The organism is Paenibacillus sp. EB106-05-06-XG162, from assembly GCF_058791655.1.
In genome coordinates this window covers 70,756-91,751 of record NZ_JBYTDT010000002.1, presented here as the reverse complement: position 1 = coordinate 91,751, position 20,996 = coordinate 70,756, and the positions used below count along the sequence as shown (strand labels likewise).

General features: G+C 48.4%; 18 protein-coding genes. 8 read left to right on the top strand and 10 right to left on the bottom strand.

All coding sequences use genetic code 11. The annotated features are described in order from the left end of the window. Position 1: 1 nt before the first annotated feature. Complete coding sequence (locus AC3WU2_RS06275; RefSeq protein ID WP_492452382.1) at positions 2-916, bottom strand: ABC transporter permease; 915 nt, start codon at positions 914-916, stop codon at positions 2-4. A gap of 224 nt (positions 917-1,140) precedes the next feature. On the opposite strand from AC3WU2_RS06275, the gene AC3WU2_RS06270 reads away from it, so the two are divergent. Then, on the top strand, positions 1,141-2,154 hold the full coding sequence (locus AC3WU2_RS06270; protein WP_018754485.1) for a LacI family DNA-binding transcriptional regulator: 1,014 nt from the start codon (positions 1,141-1,143) through the stop codon (positions 2,152-2,154). Between the two features lie 203 nt (positions 2,155-2,357). Here the strand turns inward: AC3WU2_RS06270 and AC3WU2_RS06265 are convergent, their stop codons facing one another. Next, positions 2,358-2,585, bottom strand: a complete 228-nt coding sequence (locus AC3WU2_RS06265) for a hypothetical protein (protein ID WP_379344123.1) — start codon at positions 2,583-2,585, stop codon at positions 2,358-2,360. A gap of 221 nt (positions 2,586-2,806) precedes the next feature. Here AC3WU2_RS06265 and AC3WU2_RS06260 point away from each other — a divergent pair, with 221 nt between their 5' ends. From AC3WU2_RS06260 to AC3WU2_RS06250, 3 genes are read left to right on the top strand one after another with little or no spacing between them, the layout of a single operon-like run. Then, positions 2,807-4,339: an MDR family MFS transporter gene (locus tag AC3WU2_RS06260; protein WP_492452379.1), complete on the top strand. Its 1,533-nt coding sequence runs from the start codon at positions 2,807-2,809 to the stop codon at positions 4,337-4,339. A gap of 24 nt (positions 4,340-4,363) precedes the next feature. Beyond that, entirely contained in the window at positions 4,364-5,323 is a 960-nt protein-coding gene (locus tag AC3WU2_RS06255; RefSeq protein ID WP_492452377.1) for a helix-turn-helix transcriptional regulator, read from the top strand. A gap of 19 nt (positions 5,324-5,342) precedes the next feature. Next, positions 5,343-6,092 carry an SDR family NAD(P)-dependent oxidoreductase gene (locus AC3WU2_RS06250; RefSeq protein WP_492452375.1) on the top strand — a complete coding sequence of 250 codons (750 nt, stop codon included), beginning with the start codon at positions 5,343-5,345 and terminating at the stop codon, positions 6,090-6,092. 6 nt (positions 6,093-6,098) lie between these two features. Here AC3WU2_RS06250 and AC3WU2_RS06245 read toward each other — a convergent pair whose 3' ends face one another. Then, positions 6,099-6,236, bottom strand: a complete 138-nt coding sequence (locus AC3WU2_RS06245) for an AAC(3) family N-acetyltransferase (RefSeq protein ID WP_492452373.1) — start codon at positions 6,234-6,236, stop codon at positions 6,099-6,101. Positions 6,237-6,465: 229 nt separating this feature from the next. Between AC3WU2_RS06245 and AC3WU2_RS06240 the strand changes: the two genes are divergently transcribed. From AC3WU2_RS06240 to AC3WU2_RS06230, 3 genes are read left to right on the top strand one after another with little or no spacing between them, the layout of a single operon-like run. Beyond that, complete coding sequence (locus AC3WU2_RS06240; protein WP_492452371.1) at positions 6,466-7,296, top strand: TrmB family transcriptional regulator; 831 nt, start codon at positions 6,466-6,468, stop codon at positions 7,294-7,296. A 5-nt stretch (positions 7,297-7,301) separates the two neighbouring features. After that, a complete protein-coding gene (locus AC3WU2_RS06235; RefSeq protein ID WP_492452369.1) occupies positions 7,302-8,198 on the top strand; it encodes a sulfite exporter TauE/SafE family protein in 897 nt (298 codons plus the stop codon). Positions 8,199-8,247: 49 nt separating this feature from the next. Next, positions 8,248-9,240, top strand: a complete 993-nt coding sequence (locus tag AC3WU2_RS06230; RefSeq protein ID WP_492452367.1) for an ornithine cyclodeaminase family protein — start codon at positions 8,248-8,250, stop codon at positions 9,238-9,240. Between the two features lie 114 nt (positions 9,241-9,354). Here the strand turns inward: AC3WU2_RS06230 and AC3WU2_RS06225 are convergent, their stop codons facing one another. The 6 genes from AC3WU2_RS06225 to AC3WU2_RS06200 form a co-directional block, all read right to left on the bottom strand. Continuing rightward, positions 9,355-10,173, bottom strand: a complete 819-nt coding sequence (locus AC3WU2_RS06225) for an AAC(3) family N-acetyltransferase (protein WP_492452365.1) — start codon at positions 10,171-10,173, stop codon at positions 9,355-9,357. 499 nt (positions 10,174-10,672) lie between these two features. Further along, positions 10,673-11,704: a glycoside hydrolase family 18 protein gene (locus tag AC3WU2_RS06220; RefSeq protein WP_492452363.1), complete on the bottom strand. Its 1,032-nt coding sequence runs from the start codon at positions 11,702-11,704 to the stop codon at positions 10,673-10,675. 4 nt (positions 11,705-11,708) lie between these two features. Then, the gene (locus AC3WU2_RS06215) at positions 11,709-12,743 is read right to left on the bottom strand and encodes a carbohydrate-binding family 9-like protein (RefSeq protein WP_492452361.1); all 1,035 of its coding nucleotides are present in this window, start codon (positions 12,741-12,743) and stop codon (positions 11,709-11,711) included. A gap of 3 nt (positions 12,744-12,746) precedes the next feature. Continuing rightward, positions 12,747-14,078 (bottom strand): glycoside hydrolase family 125 protein, encoded by a 1,332-nt coding sequence (locus tag AC3WU2_RS06210; RefSeq protein ID WP_492452359.1) that lies wholly within the window; start codon positions 14,076-14,078, stop codon positions 12,747-12,749. 59 nt (positions 14,079-14,137) lie between these two features. Continuing rightward, positions 14,138-15,424 (bottom strand): alpha-L-fucosidase, encoded by a 1,287-nt coding sequence (locus AC3WU2_RS06205; protein ID WP_492452357.1) that lies wholly within the window; start codon positions 15,422-15,424, stop codon positions 14,138-14,140. A 19-nt stretch (positions 15,425-15,443) separates the two neighbouring features. Beyond that, a complete protein-coding gene (locus AC3WU2_RS06200) occupies positions 15,444-16,835 on the bottom strand; it encodes an alpha-L-fucosidase (RefSeq protein ID WP_492452355.1) in 1,392 nt (463 codons plus the stop codon). A gap of 200 nt (positions 16,836-17,035) precedes the next feature. On the opposite strand from AC3WU2_RS06200, the gene AC3WU2_RS06195 reads away from it, so the two are divergent. After that, positions 17,036-19,312 carry a helix-turn-helix domain-containing protein gene (locus AC3WU2_RS06195; protein ID WP_492452353.1) on the top strand — a complete coding sequence of 759 codons (2,277 nt, stop codon included), beginning with the start codon at positions 17,036-17,038 and terminating at the stop codon, positions 19,310-19,312. A 73-nt stretch (positions 19,313-19,385) separates the two neighbouring features. On the opposite strand, the gene AC3WU2_RS06190 is transcribed toward AC3WU2_RS06195, so the two are convergent. Further along, positions 19,386-20,984, bottom strand: coding sequence for an extracellular solute-binding protein (locus AC3WU2_RS06190; RefSeq protein ID WP_492452351.1), 1,599 nt, complete (start codon positions 20,982-20,984; stop codon positions 19,386-19,388). Positions 20,985-20,996 lie beyond the last annotated feature (12 nt).

Below are 20,996 nucleotides of genomic sequence, written 5' to 3'. Positions count from 1 at the left end.
CCTAGAATAACGCGTAGTCTTCGCGTGTTTTTTTGATAATCCAGTTCACACTCATAATCAGCACGAATCCGAAGAAGGATTGGTATAACCCCGCCGCTGTACCCATGCCAATATCAAAGTTGACGGCGAGTGAGCGATACACATAGGTATCGATAATATCCGTCGTCTCATAGAGCATGCCGTTACTGCCAATGATCTGATAGAAAAGGTCGAATTGGCCTTTGAGAATGCCGCCTAAGCTAAGCAAGATTAGCAGGATAAAGGTCGGTACGAGCATGGGGATCGTGATATATCGAATCCGGTGGAAAATATTCGCGCCATCAATTTTCGCAGCTTCATGGTATTCATCACTGATGCTCATAATCGCAGCCAAGTAAATGACCGTACCGTAGCCTAGCCCTTTCCAGACGTTGAAGAACACAATAATATATTTCCAAGGTTCTGTACTCATATAGAAGTCATAGGTATGCATCCCGAGCTGTTTCAACAGCGTATTGATGACGCCCGTCTCGGTGTTGAACAAATTGAAGACAAAAGCCCCCACGAGCACAAATGAGATGAAGAATGGCAGAAACATAATCGATTGCGTCGTCTTTTTGAACCATTTCCCTGTCAGCTCGCTAAGGAAGATCGCACAGACGATCTGAAGCAAATTCCCGATGAAAATAAACGCTAAATTATACAAAACCGTATTCTTGGTCAGTGAGAACAGTGCCCCGGATTCATACAGAAACTTGAAGTTCTGCATGCCGACAAAAGGACTGCCGAATAGACCGCCATCAAAATTGTAATTGGTAAAAGCATAGTAGACTCCGACCATCGGGAAATAGCTGAATACGACGAAAAAGACCAGTACGGGGGCAATCATTAAAAATAATATTTTGTTCTTACGCAGCTCCGCAATAAATCCGGACATCCATCTTTCCTCCCCTTCTCATCTGTTATCATTCAATAAGTAATATGTGAAATCGATTTCATTTTGTCGTAAAAATGAAGTTAAACTCATATAAATGCCCCTTATTCCTCGAAGTATATGTCTGATTGAGGGCTATATTGAAATCGATTTCATTTTGTATTATAATAACAGTATGACTTGTTTGTCAAACATAAAATAAATCGGAATTGTGAGGAAGTGCGTTTATGGATGCAAAGATCATTGATGTCGCTAAAAAGGCTGGTGTATCACCCGCTACGGTCTCTAGAGTTCTAAATCAAACTAGCACCGTATCAGAAAAAACGAAGAACAAAGTGATGACCGCGATCGATGAGCTGGGTTACCACCCGAATGCTGCAGCCAAAAATTTGCGCTCTCAGAAAACACGGATGATCGGGGTCATCGTACCGGATATTAATACGTCCTATTTTACGGAAATCATTAAAGGAATCGAGAATATGGCTTATGCCAGTAATTACAACGTCATCATCTGTGATGCCGAGAACCAGGCGGAGAAGGAAATGGAGTATCTGAATCTGATCATGAACCGTACGGTTGACGGTCTCATTATGGTGGCGCCATCCATAGCGGACGAGCAGCTGTTCCAAATCGCGGACAAGGGTTACTTCATCGCAGTCATCGGTCGGCATGTGGAGCATGACCGTATCCCTTGCATTTATACAGATAATGTGAAGTTCTCTCGTACAGTGGTCGAACATCTGCTCGAGGGAGGCCATCAGGATATCGTGTTCCTCAGCGGCTATCCGACGGCGATCGATAGCTACGAACGACTCGAAGGTTACTTGAAAGCCCTTCGAGATCACCATATTCCATTCCGCCCAGAGCTCGTCGAGAACGGGAACTTCAACGAAGTCGGCGGCTATGAAGCGATGATGCGCTTATTCGAGAAGAAATTGCAGTTCACGGCCGTGTACTCTGCCAACGATGAAATGGCACTGGGTGTCTATCGAGCTTGCGCCGAAGTCGGTCTCACCATTCCAACGCAGCTCGCCGTTGTCGGCGTCGATAATAACCGGATTAGCAAATATATCACTCCGACGCTCAGTACGGTAAATCAGCCGAAATATACGATGGGTGCACTGCTCGTTGAGAAATTGATTGACCAGATGAATGAGGATACTTATCCAGAGAAGCGCGTATTTGTGCTCGATTCCGAGCTGATCATTCGCAATTCTTCGAATGTACCGATGAGTAAGTAGCGTTGGACGAATAAAATTACAATGGGAAGTGAAGAACCTCCGCCCCGATGTGAAGAGGGACGAAGGTTCTTTGTGTTGGATCGGTAGGAATTATACGATATTCAATATTTCTTCGATATTCGATAGGTTATGATGTGCACCTCATCCTGTGGACCCAATGTTTCGTACATCTTCAATCGACCCCCAATATATGATGTGATCTCTTACAGAAACTCATTACCGCCTTGATCTCCACGATTGAGATCATCGCGTCTGGTGCGTCTCTTCTCCGCAATCTGCAAATCAAGCAATTCAATCCCCCGCTTGGCCAATCGAATGAGTAGAATGAGCAAATAAATCCCTAGCCCGAGCAACCCCACATTAACAAGAAACATCAAGATGGGAATGATCCCGAAAATAACACCACCCGCAGCAGATCCACTCGTCATCATACTACAACCTCCACCTTTCCTATTCTGGATTGCTTAACATTGTACTTGGAAAATTAGGATATGACTACCTAAAATGTGGAATTAGAGAAATAACTTGCGTAGATCCAAAAAGAATTAAAAAATTTGTTTAGAAACCCTGACAGACAGATGTCAACAATAGTTGGGTATGATGGGTTCAAATACGGTTCACCCGTTACCATAACCGAAAGGATTGAAATTGTATGAATACGAAACACAACAAAGTAGGGGTTATTATAGCAGGGCTGCTGCTCGCGATCCTGATGGCCTCGATGGATAACACCATCGTCGCCACCGCCATGGGAACGATTGTCGGCGAGATGGGCGGACTCGACAAATTCGTCTGGGTCACAACCGCTTATATGGTCGCTGAGATGGCAGGCATGCCCATCTTCGGTAAGCTCTCCGATATGTATGGACGCAAACGATTCTTCATCTTCGGGATTATCGTCTTTATGGTCGGTTCCGCCTTATGCGGAACCGCTGAATCGATTACGCAGCTAAGCCTATACCGCGCTGTCCAAGGGATTGGCGCAGGCGCGATGGTATCCATCGCATTCACGATCATGTTCGATATTGTTCCACCAGAGAATCGAGGCAAAATGACAGGCATGTTCGGCGCTCTATTCGGCTTATCTAGTGTCGTCGCTCCGATGCTGGGCGGATTTATTACTGATCACTTACAATGGGAATGGATTTTCTACATTAATCTGCCGCTTGGTCTCGTTGCGTTCCTCTTGGTCTTGATCTTCTACAAAGAATCCTCAGTACATGCCAAGCAAAGCATCGATTTTCTCGGGGCGTTACTCTTAATTGGGGCTGTCATCTGCCTCATGCTTGGGTTAGAGCTCGGCGGCAAAGAGTACGCATGGGGCTCCCCACAAATCCTTGGCTTATTCGCAGGGTTCGTTGTTTTTACCGTATTGCTTGTATTCGTCGAGAAAAGAGCTGTTGAACCCATCATCTCTTTTCGCATGTTCCAGAATCGTCTCTATACAACCAGCAATATGATCGCGATATTCAGCGGTGCTGCGTACATGTCTGCAGCCATGTTCATTCCCATATACATTCAAGGTGTACTTGGAGGAACAGCATCCAACTCCGGACTCGTGCTGCTCCCGATGATGATCGGTTCAGTCGTTACGGCGACCATCGGTGGATTCCTAATGGCGAAATTACCTTATCGGACCATCTTAATTCCGCCGCTATTCATCCTCATTGCGGGGTTAGCTCTACTAACAGGGCTGACGATGGATTCACCACGCATTCTCATTACGACCTATATGGTTCTCGTCGGCCTTGGCGTCGGGACATCCTTCTCGGTACTAAGCAGTTCAGCCATCCACTCGTTCCCAGCCACACAACGCGGCGCGGCGAGTTCAACACTGAACTTCAACCGCTCACTTGGTATGACACTTGGGATTACAATATTCGGTATCATCCAGAATCATCTGCTCACGAGCAAGCTGACCCAGACGTTTGCGAGCAAGGGAGCAACACAGATGCCTGCAGATTTTGACTACAATGACCCTTATGTCCTGCTAAATCCTGCACTCAGCAAGTCCATCGATGGGAATACGCTAAGTACCATCAAGTTGGGATTAACGGATTCAATCATCTCAACCTTTGCGTGGAGCCTCGTTCCCGCCGTCCTTGCGCTGATCGCAGCCTTCTTCATGAGTAGAGAGAAGCTGGATCCATCCCCGCAGGAAGACGGATACGCGACTACGCATTAATTCTGTACAAATGGAGGAAAAGACATGAAGCTCGAGCGACTGATGGCCATTACGATTCTGCTGCTCAATCGAAAACGGGTTCAAGCCCAAGAGTTGGCTGATCGGATGGAGGTATCGCTGCGTACGATTTACCGCGATTTGGAATCGCTCAATCTCGCAGGAATCCCTATCATATCGTATACAGGCGCAGAAGGCGGTTATGAGATCATGGATAGCTTCCGCTTGGATCGGCAGATGCTGTCCTTGGATGACCTCATTGCTCTGTCTACCGCGCTCCGCGGCCTTCAATCGACACAGGCGGTTCACCATTCCCATATGGACCGCCTGCTCGATAAAGTCGGCGCACTGGTCTCGCAAGCGGAACAAGGGCGCCTATCTGAGCGGGAACAACTCATCGTCGATTTCACGCCTTGGCGGAAGAGTGAGGTGGAACGTGCCAAATACGAAGCATTGCAGCAGGCTATCCGTGAGACCAAACTGATTCAGTTCGGCTATACCGATAGTCAAGGAGAAGAAACGCAGCGTTGCGTTGAACCGATTGGTCTCGTTCTCAAGCGGTACACCTGGTATCTTCATGGCTATTGCCTGACCCGGGAGGATTACCGGACATTCCGGCTCTCTCGCATTCATCATCTTCAAATCCGTCCCGACACGTATGACCGAAGAGATGTAGCGCTTGCGAAGCTTAATGAACGGATGGATGCGCAGCTGCGGGCGGATCGCCATGAACAGACTTGTCGCCTTGTCCTGGAATTCTTAGGCGACGCCAAGGTAGCGGCTGTGGATCATTTTGATGAGCAGGACATTGAACGCCTTCCCTCAGGATCACTGCTTGTGCGCACCACTGTTCCGCGTCAGAAATGGCTGATCGGCTTCTTGCTCCACTTCAAGACGGATGTCATTGTGCGCGAACCTGCTGATTTGGCTGTGGAAGTGAAGACAGCCGCGCTCGAAATCGCGGCGATGTATTCATCATTCAAATGACGGAAGGAAGGGAATCAACATGATGCTTCAAGGGAAAGTAGCCATCGTAACCGGAGGTTCGCGAGGTATTGGACGCGCAGCATCCTTGCTGCTCGCTGAACGGGGGGCGAAGGTCGTCGTCAATTATGTATCAAACGTCGCGGCTGCTGAAGAAGTGGTAGCCGCAATTCGAACCGTCGGCGGGGAAGCCATTGCTATTCAAGCGGATGTTCGCGAGGCAGATCAAGTCTTGAAGCTTGCCGACGCCGCGAAGCAATCCTTTGGCCGTATTGATATTCTGGTCAGCAACGCGAGTATGGCTTTTGAAGCCAAAGCGTTTGCCGAGCTATCCTGGGAGTCATTCGCTGCTAAATTCCATAGTGAATTACAGGCTGCATTCGTGACGACCCAAGCCGTCATTCCTTATATGATGGAGCAGAAGTTCGGACGGATCATTTATATATCCAGCACACTGGGAAAAGACCCCTCCCCCTGCATGATTTCGCACGGAACGGCCAAAGGCGCTCTCGATACGTTCTCTACCTACATTGCACAAGAATTCGGACCCTATGGTATCTCAGCCAATGTCGTTGCACCCGGCCTTGTAAACACAGAGGCTACGGCGTTTTTGTCAGCACAAGAGAAGAACGTGATCAGCGGATTTACGCCGCTAGGGCGCGTAGCCGACCCGGAAGATGTCGCGGGCGTTATCGCATTCTTAGCAAGTGATGACGCTCGTTTCTTGACAGGGACCTATACCCCTGTGACCGGTGGATTGTCGATGGAATGATAGCAATTAAGCGTATAGATACCACGGGTAGATCCCCGGATCAAAGGCTGGCATATGAGAGTAGATCTCCTCTGTCCATGCCTTTGGCACAAGGGGATTCTCCCACGCCGCAGGTTCCGAGATTTGGCCGCTATGCGCAGGCATGATTAGCAGTAAATCCAACTTGCGTAGGTTACACGTTACCCCTACCTACGTAAGTGAACACAACTTCTATTTTATGTCTAACTCGTGAATTTGTTTGTGAAAATATGTACAAAGTCATCTGAATGCTGTATAGTAGTTCTCGAGGGTAGCTACTATCGAATGCAAGTCATCAATAATCATGTGAATTAAATCACAATTAATGTTGTATTTTGAAAAGGAGGGGGCTCGCTTGGAGAGAGTCATTCAGTTGCTAAAATTGTTCCACTTCACTGAATCCGAAACGAAGGTGTATATAGCCCTATTGAAAAATGGCGCAGGCACGGGATACGAGATTAGCAAATGGTCCTCCGTCCCCCGCTCCAAGGTGTACAACACGTTAGAAATACTTATGGAGAAGGGTTGCGCTGTCGTATCCAAGCAGACCAATCCGGTAAATTACAGTGCCGTTCCCATCGAGGAGTTGATCAACAACATCAGAACTAACGTCGAAGAGGATCTGGCCGAAGTTCAGAAAGAGCTGACAAGCTATAACCAGACGATGGATCTGGAGACATTATGGTACATACGCGGGTATAGCAATATTTTCAATAAATGCCGGCATTTGCTGGAGGAAGCGAAATCAGACGTTTACATCCAAGTGTGGAGAGAAGATTTACCTTATATTCTCGAAGAGCTGCAGGCTGTGGAGAAAAGACTTGCGCAAACTGTCATCATTCTGTACAGCACAGACCATGATTATGATGTACCGCTTCATTATTACTACAGACATGGATTTGAAGAGGCGAAGCTCGAAGAGAGCGGCGGCAGATGGATCAACCTTGTAATTGATTCCAAAGAAGTACTCTTTGGACACATTCAGAATGATAAAAATGCCGAAGTGATCTGGACTCAAAGTCTCCCGATGGTATTCCTGACCAAGGAAAACATTAGCCACGATGCTTACTGCCTCAAGCTAATTGATGCCCTCGATGAAGATGCGAGAAAGCAGTTCGGCAAGGAGTTACAAGGAATACGAAGTATATTCAAACCCCATGACCATAACGATAAGAAAGAAGGCTGAACCTTATGTCAGCAACAGCTATCATCATAACGCTAATCGTCATCATTAATGTGATTTTTGCTTTTCGCTTCGTCATTGACGTCATCAAGCATAAAGAAGAAATCCGGAAAGAGCCTGGAAATGGCTTTATGCTGGCAATCTCATCGACTGTTATTTTCTTCTTCTCAACATTCGGTGTCTCAGACTTTGCGATTTCGTCGATTTTCTATCGAAAAACAAAGCTGGTAACCGACAAGAAGCTCCCGGGAACGTTAAATACGCAGTGCGTGATTCCCGTCGCTGTCATGGCGCTGGCCTTCATTACAGTAATTAATGTAGATATATTCACATTGGCTGTGTGTATCATCGCTCAAATTATCGGGGCATATATTGGACCACGGTTTGTCGTGAAATTGTCGCCGACTGTGATCCGCAGATTTATCGGAGCTGGGCTGGTCATCGCTACCTTCTTCATCCTAGCAGGTAAATTCGGCCTCATCCCTTCGGGCGGAACAGCGACCGGCTTAACCGGTTCGAAGCTCGTTATCGCGGCGGTCTGTCTATTCATCTATGGAGCGCTTAACAATATTGGCATCGGCTCATATGCTCTAACGATGGTAACCGTGTACGCCTTGGGTCTGAATCCGGCTATTGCATTTCCAATCATGATGGGTGCGGCTACCTTCTCGGTGCCGATCGGCAGCATGCAGTTCATTAAATATGGTGAATACGGTCGCAAAATTACGCTGTTCACTTCAACCTTTGGTGTGATTGGGGTGCTGGTTGCTGTATACCTTGTCAAAGGCCTAGACGTATCGATGCTCCAATGGATCGTTGCCGCAATACTTCTTTACAGCGGTGCAAGCATGCTTATTGCCGAGTTCAGAAAAAAAGAGGAACATTTGCGGGAAGCGACGGCTTAAAAAGCGGCTTACTGTCAAATTTTAAAATACTTACTACGAGGTGCTTACCATGCTGATGATATCCAAAGAACATATTAAACAGATATTTACGATGAAGGAAGCGATTGAAGCTGCTAAACTGGCGCTGAACATGTATTCTGCAGGTAGCTGCAATGTACCGCTCCGCGTCAATATTGATATGCCGAAACAGCAAGGACAGAGCCTCTTCATGCCGGCCTTCGTGGAACCGCTGGAGGCTGCAGGGATTAAAATCGTGTCGGTGTTTCCGAACAATATTGAACTCGGTAAATCTTCGGTTCCGGCTCAAATGATTGTGCTCGACGGTAAGACTGGCGAAGTCTGCTCCATCATAGACGGAACATATTTAACACAGCTGAGAACGGGCGCCGTGCAAGGTGCGGCAACCGACCTTCTCGCCCGTAAGGATGCAAAAACCGCGGTGCTCATTGGTACAGGCGGACAAGCCGGCACGCAATTGGAGGCCATGCTGAATGTACGGGAACTGGAGGAGGTTCGCGTATATGACGTAAATATCGACCGGGCACGCGCTTTTACAGATCAGATGCGAAATCAATTTGCAGACACTTTCCATACCCGGATCGTAGTTGCTGAGGATCTGAACGCAGCGCTTTCGAACGCAGACATTGTTACGGCGGTAACGACGTCGCCACGTCCGGTATTTGACGGCACACGTATAAAGGCAGGCGCTCACATTAACGGCGTTGGCGCCTATACACCACAAATGCAGGAGCTGCCGGAGGAAATTGTTAAGCGCGCGGATACGATCATTTCCGATACGATTGAAGGGGTTCTGGCTGAGGCAGGAGATATAATCATCCCGTTGGAGAAAGGAATCATAAGCCGGCAGGATATCGCGGGTGAATTAGGACAAGTACTGCTTGGTCAGATAAAGGGCCGTGAACGCGAGGAAGATATCACGCTCTTCAAAACCGTAGGCACTGCAGTGCTAGATGTAGTAACCGCACAGATGATTTATCGCAAAGCGCTGGAGATGGGTGTAGGGATTGAAGTTACGATCTAATTACACAATAGCGAGAATTTGATTACAGGGACAAACCCTTAACACGAAGAGATCATGCAGACAAATCCCCTATGATGCTGGCGGGCAAAATCATAGGGGATTTCAATGTCAAATCTAACTTTCCGAGAACCGATGCTTCGAGAGCCACTCGAATGCGAACGCCACAGCCGGATTTGCCGACAACAGCTTGCAATCCGCATTCGCAACCTTCCCATTCGCGACTTCTCCGCCTGCAGCCTCATAATCGGCGCCAAGCTGTGCAAAGTCATCCGAATCATAGTCATAGTCTTCGAACCACTTCCATACGCGCTGACCTTCCTCCATGATCGCTGCGCCCATCTTCTTCCTTGGCATGGCTGGATGCAGCGCCTCCGCCAAGTGAAGTGTCGTGCAGGAGTCGAAGCCGACGCCAAGAAGAAGAATTTTAGCGTTATACGCCACGAGCTTACCGAGCGGTGAAGCCGTTCCGAACTGCGGCGTCAATGGATGATCCTCGGTGATTTCCTTAGCTAGCAGCCCTCGCGCTGAGAAAGAAACTTGCGGATGACTCGAGCGCAGTGTGCCCGGTATCGTCCGGAATAGTTCGGCAATGGCCCCCATCCCGAGAGTCGGCGTGATTCCCGGATCAAAGGCTGGCATATGAGCGTAGATCTCCTCCATCCATCCCTTTGGCACAGGAGGATTCTCCCACGCCGCAGGATCCGAGATTTGACCGCTATGCGCAGGCATGATTAGCGTTCCTGACGGCCCGAGAACCTCCTGCAGCGCAAGAATAACGGCATGTGCGCCCCCACAAACCCAACCCATGCGGGACAATGAGGAATGAACCAGTAAGACATCTCCTTCCTGTACGCCGAGGCGAATCAAATCTTGTAATAATGATGCAACCGTCACGGGGGACGGTGTAGATTCAATAATTGATAATTCACTCATGATAATTCCTCCACATTGCAGGCCTACTCTCTTCTGTCAGCCTAAGCGGCATAAGGTTAGGCGCAAACTATACTAACTATTCTACCTTAACCCAAGCATGTTCCATAGTGTATAAAATCGGACGCGCGCCAACGAACTCCCACTTTGCCCTATGTTGGATTCTATACAGGATAGAAATCCAATATCGGCTATATAGCCTACCTATGTTGGAATTTCGCAGCATAAATCACCAGAATCGATGCATTAGGGCCCATTGCACATCAAAAAAGTGGATGGAATCCAACATAGCGCATGTAATTCGTCATTCCGAGCCAAAGTTAATGCAAATATCCATCATAACCCTACTGATAGGCCTCAGGGTTGGCTAAGGGGGGGGTCGGGAGTAAAAGTGTATCAACATACAAAAACCTTGCCACGTTCGCGCGAAGCAGGCTATCCAGCCCCCTATACGCGAACATGACAAGGTTATATCACTCACTAGCTACTTTTCCAATTCTACTTACTTCATACCCTCATGGATGGCATGCAGCAGACGATGCGTTCCATCGCAACCGTACTCCCAGAACATCATGCCGCCCAAGTTGTTGTTCTTCACATACTTGCACTTGTGTGCAATGGACTCCTCGTCTTCATAGGAGATGAACGTGTTGCCATTGAACAAGTACGGCGCACATGCTTCTTCATCCCAGTAACGCTTGAATCCATTCTTGTCGATATATTCTGCATCCAGCACCGTGAAGTCTGGTCCATAACCGCCTGTCGTACCAGCCATTTGATGCAGACCGTTATTCCGAGCCGGAACCTGTTTCCATAGACGGGAATAGAACGCCGCGCCGACAACGATTTTCTCACGCGGAACGCCTGCCTTAATGAACATGTTCACCGAAGCTTCCGTACTGATCCGGAACAGATCGCCTGTTGGTGTATACAGATTTGTATGGTGGCCCGTCAAGACTTGGAACCCGCCGCGCATATCGTAAGTCATCAATTGCACGAAATCGAGATACTGCTGCACCTGATCCATCTCCGTACCATCGATATAATACTGATCTGCTCCTGCAGCAATGGATAACAAGTAATGGCGTCCATCTTGCGCACCCTTGCGGTCAATCGCTTCACGCATTTCCTTCAGCAATAGCGTGAAATTCGTCTTGTCTTCTGGACTGGAATGAATCTCCGCCTCGCCGTAGCAAGGGTATTCCCAGTCCAGGTCAATGCCGTCGAGCGGTAAATCCGTTAAGAGCTGAACCGCCGACGCCGCCATCTTTTGTCTGCCCGCTTCCGTCGAAGCGGCTTCCGAGAAGCCGCCGGCACTCCATCCGCCTACAGATAGAATAATGTTCAGCGATGGATGCTCCTGCTTGATCTTCCGCAGTACATCCGCATTTTTCAATTGTTCGATCGTAATGGCATCATTCCGCACATGTCCAAATGCGACATTCAGGTGCGTCAATTTATTCAAATCTTCCTTCGTCATCTCCGGAAGCTTTGCATCTACGGCATAGCCCGCTACAATGTATTGCTGTTCCATACGTTTATTTTCCCCCATTCTCTCTCCAGAGCTTCCCATCCTCACGGATGTAGAACGTTGCGCTTCCATCCGATGAAGGCGTAGAAATCTGGAACATTCGGCTCGTAAGCTCAATCGTCGGTTGAATACGCCATGCATCCTCACCCATGAGCAGCTTCACATCGGCTGTAAAGGCGCCATGGCTCTCGTAATAATTGCGCTCCCGGTAATACAATCTCCGCAGTTCCCACTTGATGTGCTCATCCTGCGGAATCTCGAACGTGGTTGGACCATTTTCGTCCGTGAAAACGACATATCCCCACAGCTCCGGATAGTGCATATTGATAAGCCCCATCGGTGACCACACCCAGTTGTCTTCCGGATAGGATTTGCCCGTCTCCGAGTTGATCACTTTACGATATTCGCCGTCCACCACCTCGGTACGCCATTCCACGCGAGAGAAGTTCACGCGCCAGAATTCACCCGTGAGCGGTCCGCGGCCTTCAGGCGCACATTCGCGCAAGCTCTTCCATGGAATTGCAACTTCAACGCTCCATCTCCGGTTCTCCGCAGCTGGATTGTTCAATTCGCCGTCAATGTATACCGCGGTCTTCAGTCCGTTAATATCCCAACCGTTCACCGGCGGGCCGCCATCGCGATATGGCTTGACGAGCAGGAGATCCCACACCGTATTCAGCGCGTTGATCTCGAATTCGTAATACTGATGCGTATCGCCGTCTGGATCAATGAAGATCTCGAAGTCATTATCGTAGAAAATGACCGAATCCCGCTCCGTCAATGTCGCCCAAATCTGATCTTCTACCATATCCGCTGCAAAATAGAAATATTCATCATCCCACAGCATCTTCACGCGCGTCTGCTTCCACGGTCTTGGACGAAGATCGCCTTCGATATCGACGAAATCATCGGTCCAGTCTGCTGCCGCCCAGAATGGCTTGTCGACGCGACCGTCCAAGACGAGCGGCCCCGCCGCACGTCTGCACATATAATGTTTTGGATCGTAGGTAATATTCGGCTCCGGTACTCCGCTATAATTCATTGGTTATTCCCTCCCATCCAGAAGGCCTTCTTGCATCGCCTGATACACGAGCTGCGAGAACAAGCTGTTCGACCATGCGAACCACTTACGTGTGAAAATCGTCGGATCATCCGAATGGAAACCTTCATGCATGTAGCCTGTATCTGCATCGGTCGCTTCAAGCATCGCGATCATCTCGAGCTTCTCTTCCTTCGCACTTGCCGTAATACCCTGCATGGAGAGCGCCATATGCCAGATATAGCCGTCTGGTGTATGCGGGCTGCCGATCCCTTTGGCCGCTTTGCCTTCGAAGTAAAACGGGTTCTCTTTGGATAATGCAAATCTTCTTGTATTCTGATAGATTGGATCATCCGCACCAACATACCCCAGGTAAGGAATCGACATCAAGCCTGGTGTGCCTGCGTCGTCCATGAGGCAATAGTTGCCGAAGCCGTCTGTCTCGTACGCGTAGATCGGCCCGAACTCGGGATGACGATAGATACCGTACAACTGAATCCCGTGATCGATATCCTTTTCTAGGTCTTTCAGTTCTTTCAAGAAGTCCATATCGCGGAATACCCATTCTGCGAATTCTTGCATGTGGCGTAGCGCAACAACCGCGAACATGTTGCCCGGAATGTTGTAGTGGAAATCACATGCATCATCACTCGAACGGAAGCCGGACCACACCATACCTGTATAGTTCACGGGCATACCTAGTCCGTTATTACGCAGGGAATCCTCAGGAATCCCGTTATCCCGCGTGAAGCGATAAGGCGATAATTCGAAGTGACGTTGTTCCGTCTTGAACAAATCATAGATTTTACGCATCGCCGACTTGAAGCCTGCATCGAAGATGTCTGTCAATTCGGTCTCTTTCCAGTACATATAAGCAAGTCTCATCGAGAAGCAGAGTGAGTCGATCTCGAACTTGCGCTCCCACACCCAAGGGGACATTTCCGTGATATCTGCTTTGTTCCAGTGCCAGTCATTCGCTGACTCATTGAATGCATTTGCATACGGATCGATGTGAATGTAGTTGATATGGCGCTTGATCAAGCCGCTCAAGATGCGCTGTAAATTCTTGTCTTCCTTCGCGAACGGTACATAGTGGATCACTTGCTCCACGGAGTCACGCAACCATGAAGCCGGAATGTCGCCCGTAATGATGAACGTCGTACCGTCATCCATCAATTTCGTTGTCGTCTCTAGTGTATTCGGGAAGCAGTTCTTGAATAATTGCAAGAGCTTCGGACGATGCGCAAGCTTCTCTTCCGCTTCCTCAAGCACCGCTTGAATCGATTTCGGCAGCTGCAGCTCCGGCATCGGAATTTTCGGTAATCTGAATTGTTCCATATCTAACACTCCTCTATGAATCTAGCTCCCATGGCTCGCGTATGGGCATGAAGCTAGGTTTAATTGTGTGTTACAACCGCGCCGGATCCGCCATACATCTCGATTTCCTCGTCGAATTCGAGCTTCACGACCGTCACCTGCTCGTGCGTATCTTCCGGTGTCATGTGAATCCAAGTCGTGCCCGGAATGTTGAACCATGGCACGCCGCCTTGGATCTCATGCGTCAGCTCTTTGCCCGAGTGCAATACCGTAGCCTTACGGATTTTATTGCAAAGGCCTTTTAGGCAGATATTCTCTTTTGGATCGTCGTAGACGAAGAGGTAGAGCGTCTTTCTGTCCTTCGAAATCGTACTTCCGCCCAAATAGTAACGCGTCATAATGCCCTCGTCGGTACCGAATACCGCCTCTTCGTGCGCACGAATCCAATCGCCAAGGCCAAGCAGAATCGCTTCTTGACGCGGATCGACCGTTCCGTCCTCCAGCGGTCCAATATCGAGCAGCATATTGCCGCCCATCGAAATACAATCACAGAACATCCGAATGATCTGGTTCAGCGATTTGTAATTATCATCTGCATGCTGGTAGCCCCATGAGCTGTTAATCGTCGTACAGAACTCCCACGGACCTTCAGGACGCGTAATCGGAATGCCTTGCTCCGGCGTCTTGTAATCGCCGTGTCCTTGGAGACGCGAGTTAATAATAAGATCCTGGTTGAAGGATAGCAGGTAATCTTTGAATGCTGGCAAATTCCATTGCTCCGCGCTGCGCTCCCAGTCTCCATCGAACCAGAGCAAATCGACTTTACCATAGTTCGTGAGAATTTCACGCAACTGGTTATTGTTGAATTCCAAGAACTTCTGCCATTTCTCCTCATCCTGAATGCCGTCAACCGGACCGGAATGTTTGTTCACTTTGCTCAAATCTTCCGGCACCTTACCGCTTTCGAAGACACTCGGATAGTCTGGGTGGGACCAGTCGATCAAGGAATAGTACATCCCGAGACGAATACCCTTTTTCGTAATCGCATCCGCGTACTCCTTAATCAGGTCGCGCTTCGCAGGGGTCTTTTTCACCACGTTCAAGTCGCTGTACTCTGTATCCCACAATGCAACACCATCATGGTGCTTCGTCGTTAGCACCGCGTATTTCGCGCCTGCCTTCTCGAACAGATCCGCCCACTTCTCCGCATCGAATTTCGACGCCGTGAACCCGTCTAGTTGCTTCATATATTGTTCGTGCGTAATCCGTCCGTTATAGAACGACCAGGATTCTGACACACCATCTACCGCATAAATTCCATAATGAATAAAAATCCCAAGCTTTGCATCCTCAAACCACTTCTGCATTTCTCCTAACCCCTCTCAATTATTGAATTCGGAATACATGTGCAATCGGTGCCTTATCTTGCTGCTCCGCCTTCGGCATACGAACGGCAATGCCCTTCTCGGTACGGCGATAGGTTAAGTTGTCCTGAACGCCAATCAGATCAATCCGCTTATCCGATTCGAGCTGAATCGGCAGATGCATCTCTTCAGTAACTTTCTCTTGCTCATCTTTGTATAAATAGAACGCGTATGTCGTGTCGCCCTTTTGCGTGAACTGGTAGCTGCCTACCGAATATGGCGCGCACGTGCGTGTGCCGTATATTGCTTCACCATGCACCTTGAGCCAATCTCCCATACCCTTGATGCGTGAGATCGCTGTCTTCGACAATCTGCCATCCGGCTGCGGTGCCACGTTAAGCGCCAAGTTGCCGCCCTTCGCAACAATTTCCACGAGCAGATGGATCAATTGACGTACAGGCTTGTACGTATCTTCATAGCGGAAGGAGAAGGCACTTCCCATCGTAATACAGCTCTCCCACGGTACATTCAGCGGACGTTCTGGCAAGGTCTGCTCCGGCGTAATCAAATTCTCATATGGCCCGCCCACCGTGCGATCGGCCGAGAGCAGCCATGGCTGTATTTCACGCGCACGTTCGACCACTTCACCCAAGCGAATGTCTTGTCCGCTCCGTTCACAGACCCAACCCGCATCCAACCAGAGCATATCAATTCGGCCGTAACGCGTCATGAGCTCCATAATCTGTTCATGCGTGAATTGAACAAATGCTTCCCAGAGTTCCGGATAATCCTTCGGATCATAGGAAGGACCACGCGTCGTAAAATCGCTTCGCTCCATGCCAGGTGCCCAGTATGTCGGCGTGTTCCAATCGGCCTTCGAGAAATAAGCGGAAATCGCAAGCCCTTTGGCACGGAACGCATCGAACAGATGCTGGCAAATGTCTGCATATTTGTGTGTATTGAACGGACAGCTCGGATCGGTAATGCTGTAATCCGTCGTCTCTGTATCCCACATGCAGAAGCCGTCATGATGCTTGGTCGTGAAGTTCAAGTACTTGAAGCCGTTGTCTGCAGCGAGTTCAGCCCAGAGCTCGGGTTGGAAACGAACGGGGTTAAACGTCTTGTTGAGCGCAAAATACTGCTCCTTGAGCTCCTCGTCTGTCACATCCCAGTCAATCTCGTTACGGGACCATTCTTTGTCCTTGTCGATCAACGCCCAGGATTCAACGACACCTAGCTGCGAATATGGACCCCAGTGCATCATGAGTCCGAGCTTCTGATCTTTGAACCACTCCAGACGCTCCAGCAGCAGTGGATCGGTAGGCTTCACCCACTCCTCTTCGCTGCTGTAGTTGTGAACCCCTTGCTCAACAATTTGTTCCTGTTCCTGATTTTCTACCTGCTGATCACTCATACGATACGAACCCTCCGTGTTGGCGATGACCCTCGCCGCTTCATTTTCTAATGAATTTCAGAATTTATTCCTCACCCTATCTCAAAACCTAAAATTTTTGGTATCATAGAATAGAATGAAGATTGGTTCACCTTTCATCCCTGTACTTCGATGGCTACCAATCAGCTTCGTAGGACGCAACTAGAGGAGGCCACCAAGGCATGCAACGGAATTATTTTAAATCGAAGTTATTCTTGAAGTTTATTGGATCCTATCTACTTATTCTCCTCATTCCTCTACTTTTTGCAACCGTATTCATATATCGCAATGCCGTAAATAATCTTCAATCGGAGATTGAGCAATCACACCTCAACCAATTAACCCAGACCAAGACGGTCATTGACGGGAGAATCAAGGAGCTTAGCGAAATTTCTTCACGAATCTCTTATGATCAACGACTGACACCTTATCGTGTCCATGACCCTTATGACAGCATGGAAGCGATATCGGCACTGAATAACTATAAAGCTACCAGTTCGATTATCTCGGAAGTTTTCTTATATTATCATAACGATGATCGAATCTACTCTTCGCAAGGGATGTCCACGCTCGATGTGTTCGCAGCCCGTTATGGCTTCACGAACTGGTCGCACAAGGATCTTATGGAAGAGCTGAATACAGCGAGATTCCCATTGATGCATCCCGCGGATACGGTGAACCGGAATACCTACTTGCAGGAGTCCATGCTAGCCTATACTGTGCCGATTACACCGAATAGTACGAATCCGCATGGAAGCGTGCTCTACTTGATTCGCGAATCGGAGTTCGCCAGTCTAATCAGTTCCGTACTCGGCAATTATCAAGGATTGACTTACATCTATGACAACAATGGTCAGGTTCTGACGCATTATGGAACGGGCGAGAAGCTCTCCGTCCAAGATACCCAATCCTTGTTCAAGCTGAAGCCCGGCATTCATGATCAGAAGATTAACGGCCAGTCGCATTCGATTGTGTCGGTCAAATCCGATAAGAACGGCTGGACTTACGTAACACTCATGGCCAGCGATCAATTTTTCAGCAGCATTATCCATGTTCGCAGCTTCATTATCTTGTTATTCTTCATTACCCTGAGCATTGGCGCTGCGATGGCCTATGTCCTTGCGAGAAGACAATATCACCCAATCTCTGAACTCGTCAACCTAGCAAGTGCCAAATCAGGATCGGTTCGTTCGACGGGTAATGAACTGGAGCATATTCGCAGTACATTGCAAGACTACAGCTCACGCGTTGACTTGCAAGAGCCCTATGCACGCAACCATGTCTTATCAACCATATTGAAATATGGGAGTGCTCGAAGCTTAACACCTGATATTCTGGAAGCCTTTGACTTGCGGCTTGATCAGCCGAACCACTTCGTGATGGTCTTCGGTTGGGAAGTACCCGAAGAGGAACTGAGCGAAATTCAAGATCGACAAGCCATGGTCGAGCTGCTTACTCGCATCGAATTCCCGCAGCTGCTTGCTCATGCTTATGGCGTAGAGCTGCCCCAGCTGAATCAGATTGCACTTATGGTCAGCTTCGACCACGATAAGCTTCTTGCCAGCGAACAGCATGTCCGCTATATTGTCGAAGCCGTACGCAGCCATATGCTCGAGATGTTCGAAGAAATTCCTGCTCTTGGCGTCGGAACCTGTTATGCCAGCCCGGACCAACTGAACCAATCCTTTATTGAAGCTTGTTCAGCCGTAGAACTTCATACCGGACAAGGCGTAGTTACGTATTTCGAGAAATTATCCGGGTCACCTGACCATACGTTCTTAATACCGAATGCCGTCCTGCTGAAGCTCTCGCAGAGTCTGAAGCAGGGAAGCTATGATGTCGCAGAACAGATTATTAGCACAGCGATCCGTGACCTTCTTACATCAGAGCATTCAGCGCTGCTCACCCGCTGCATTTGCTATGATATTCTGAATACCATGCTGAAGACAGCGTCCGAGCTTGGCATTCACAATGTCATGCAGGAGGTAGCCTCCAATATGATGTCGAGCTCCTTGGATGAACTAGAGCGTCATTTCCATGTGCTCGCTGCCAAAATATGTTCAGAGGTCGAGCAGAACCATCAGAAGGAAGAACATTCTCTCATGGATCAGATTGTCGGTTATATTGATGAACATTATATGGACCATTCGCTTAGCCTTGAATCGGTATCCTACGAATATACGATTTCGCCTTCACATCTAAGTCGTTCCTTCAAGGAGAAGGTGGGTATCAACTTCATCCAATATATCTGGCAGAAACGAATGGAGGAAGTTCAGCACCAATTGAAGACAACCAATGATCCGTTAAAAGATATCATCATGCGTGTCGGATACCTCGACACACCAAACTTCATTCGCAAGTTCAAGAAGGAGACCGGTTATACACCCGGACAGTACCGGAAGCTCTATGCCGATCCGGCCCAGGTGGACGATGAATTGCCTCCCGATGAACTCACATAGCTGATAGACCAACACCCGGTATGCCTTAGCATAACCGGGATTTGTTGGTTTGAGGCTATATAGGGATTCGATCTTAACGATCGTGAGCCGCTTGATACAGCTCAACGATACGGTCGCTGCCCATTTTCTTCAATTGTGCTACATATTTATCCCAGTTCGAGAGCGGTTCTTGACCTGTAACGAATTTCGCTTCCATCTGGATCACGTATGTGTTCAGATCCGATAACAATGCCGTTGCTTCTGTCTGCTCCGCATCTGTTAGGTACACGTTCGGGAATGGAGATTTCGCAATTGGAACCAGCTTCTCTTTGTTCTCTTTGTCGATCCATTCATCGAATGAGCTTCTTAAACCTTTTGTAAGCTCGCTGGAATTCATACCAGGAATCAAGATCGCATAGTTCGGCGTAATCGTACCTTTGTATTCTTCACGATCGCCGCCACCTGGTACTGGAAGCCACTCTTTCTCATGCGTATCTTTGTTCTTGTATTTCCATAAGAGGTTCTCAGGACCTTGCGAGAACAATGTAGCACCTTCATAGCTGTAGATATAATCTACCCAACGCATGGTTGCTTCTGGATTCGGGTTGCTGCTCGTAATCGCAAATGTACCTCTTGTCGAAAGTCCTGGATGCTTACCGTATACAGGAGAGTCGGCAATTTCACTCTTCACTGGCGTCATCATTGGGTTGTCTTCGCTCGGCTCGCCGCCAAGGGTGAAGTACGGGAAGTAATCACTGAACAATGCCACTTGATTGTTTTTGCCTTTTGCTTTTTTCTGCTCATCTGTTTGCGAGAATGTCTCGTGGTCTAAGAGATTATCTTTCCACAATTTGTTCATGAATGTTAGATAGCCTTTGTAACCTTCTTCTTGTGGTGTGTAGTGTACTTTGCCTTCTTTATCTGCATAGTAGGCTTCACCGTAAATACCCCAGAATCCGAGGAAGTACATCCGTAGATCGTCAAGCTTCACCGATGCAAGAGGCACTTCGTCTTGTTTGCCATTACCATTCGCATCTTCGTCTTTAACACGTTTCAAGTACGTGTACAACTCGTCTGTTGTCTTCGGCAGTTCTGTTACACCAAGCTTTTTCAAGAACTTGCCGTTATACCACATCGGTCCACGGTACCACACAGCAGACAAGTCGATGTTCGGGAGCGCATAGATATGACCATCCGGTGTCGTGAAAGACTTGCGGATTTCTGGATGCTCGTCGAAAATTTTCTTCAAGTTCGGTGCATATCCACCGTCAATATATGGATCGAGCGGGATAAGAACGCCTTGTGTACCATACGTTACTTGCTCCGCCGGCTTCAAATCTGCCGCGAAGAAAACATCTGGTAAGTTACCACTCGCGAATACGAGGTTCTTCTTCGTCTCGTAGCTATCAAGCGGCGAAAGCTGATACTCCATCTTAATGCCTGTCAATTTCTCCATCTCTTGTAGGACAGGCATTTTATTCCAATCCGCAAGCCCAGCATCTTGCGACATCATCTTAAGTGTAAGCGGCTGGCTTACGATCGGAAACCCCTCTTTCTTCACATCTTTTGCCGCTTCAGACGTGTTCCCGCCTGCTGCGCTCTCTCCTTCTTTGGAGGAACCACATGCAGCTAACAAAGATGTTGCGAGTGTGAGGCATAGTAATACGGCAGATGCTTTACGTAATTTCATCATGTTCATACTCTC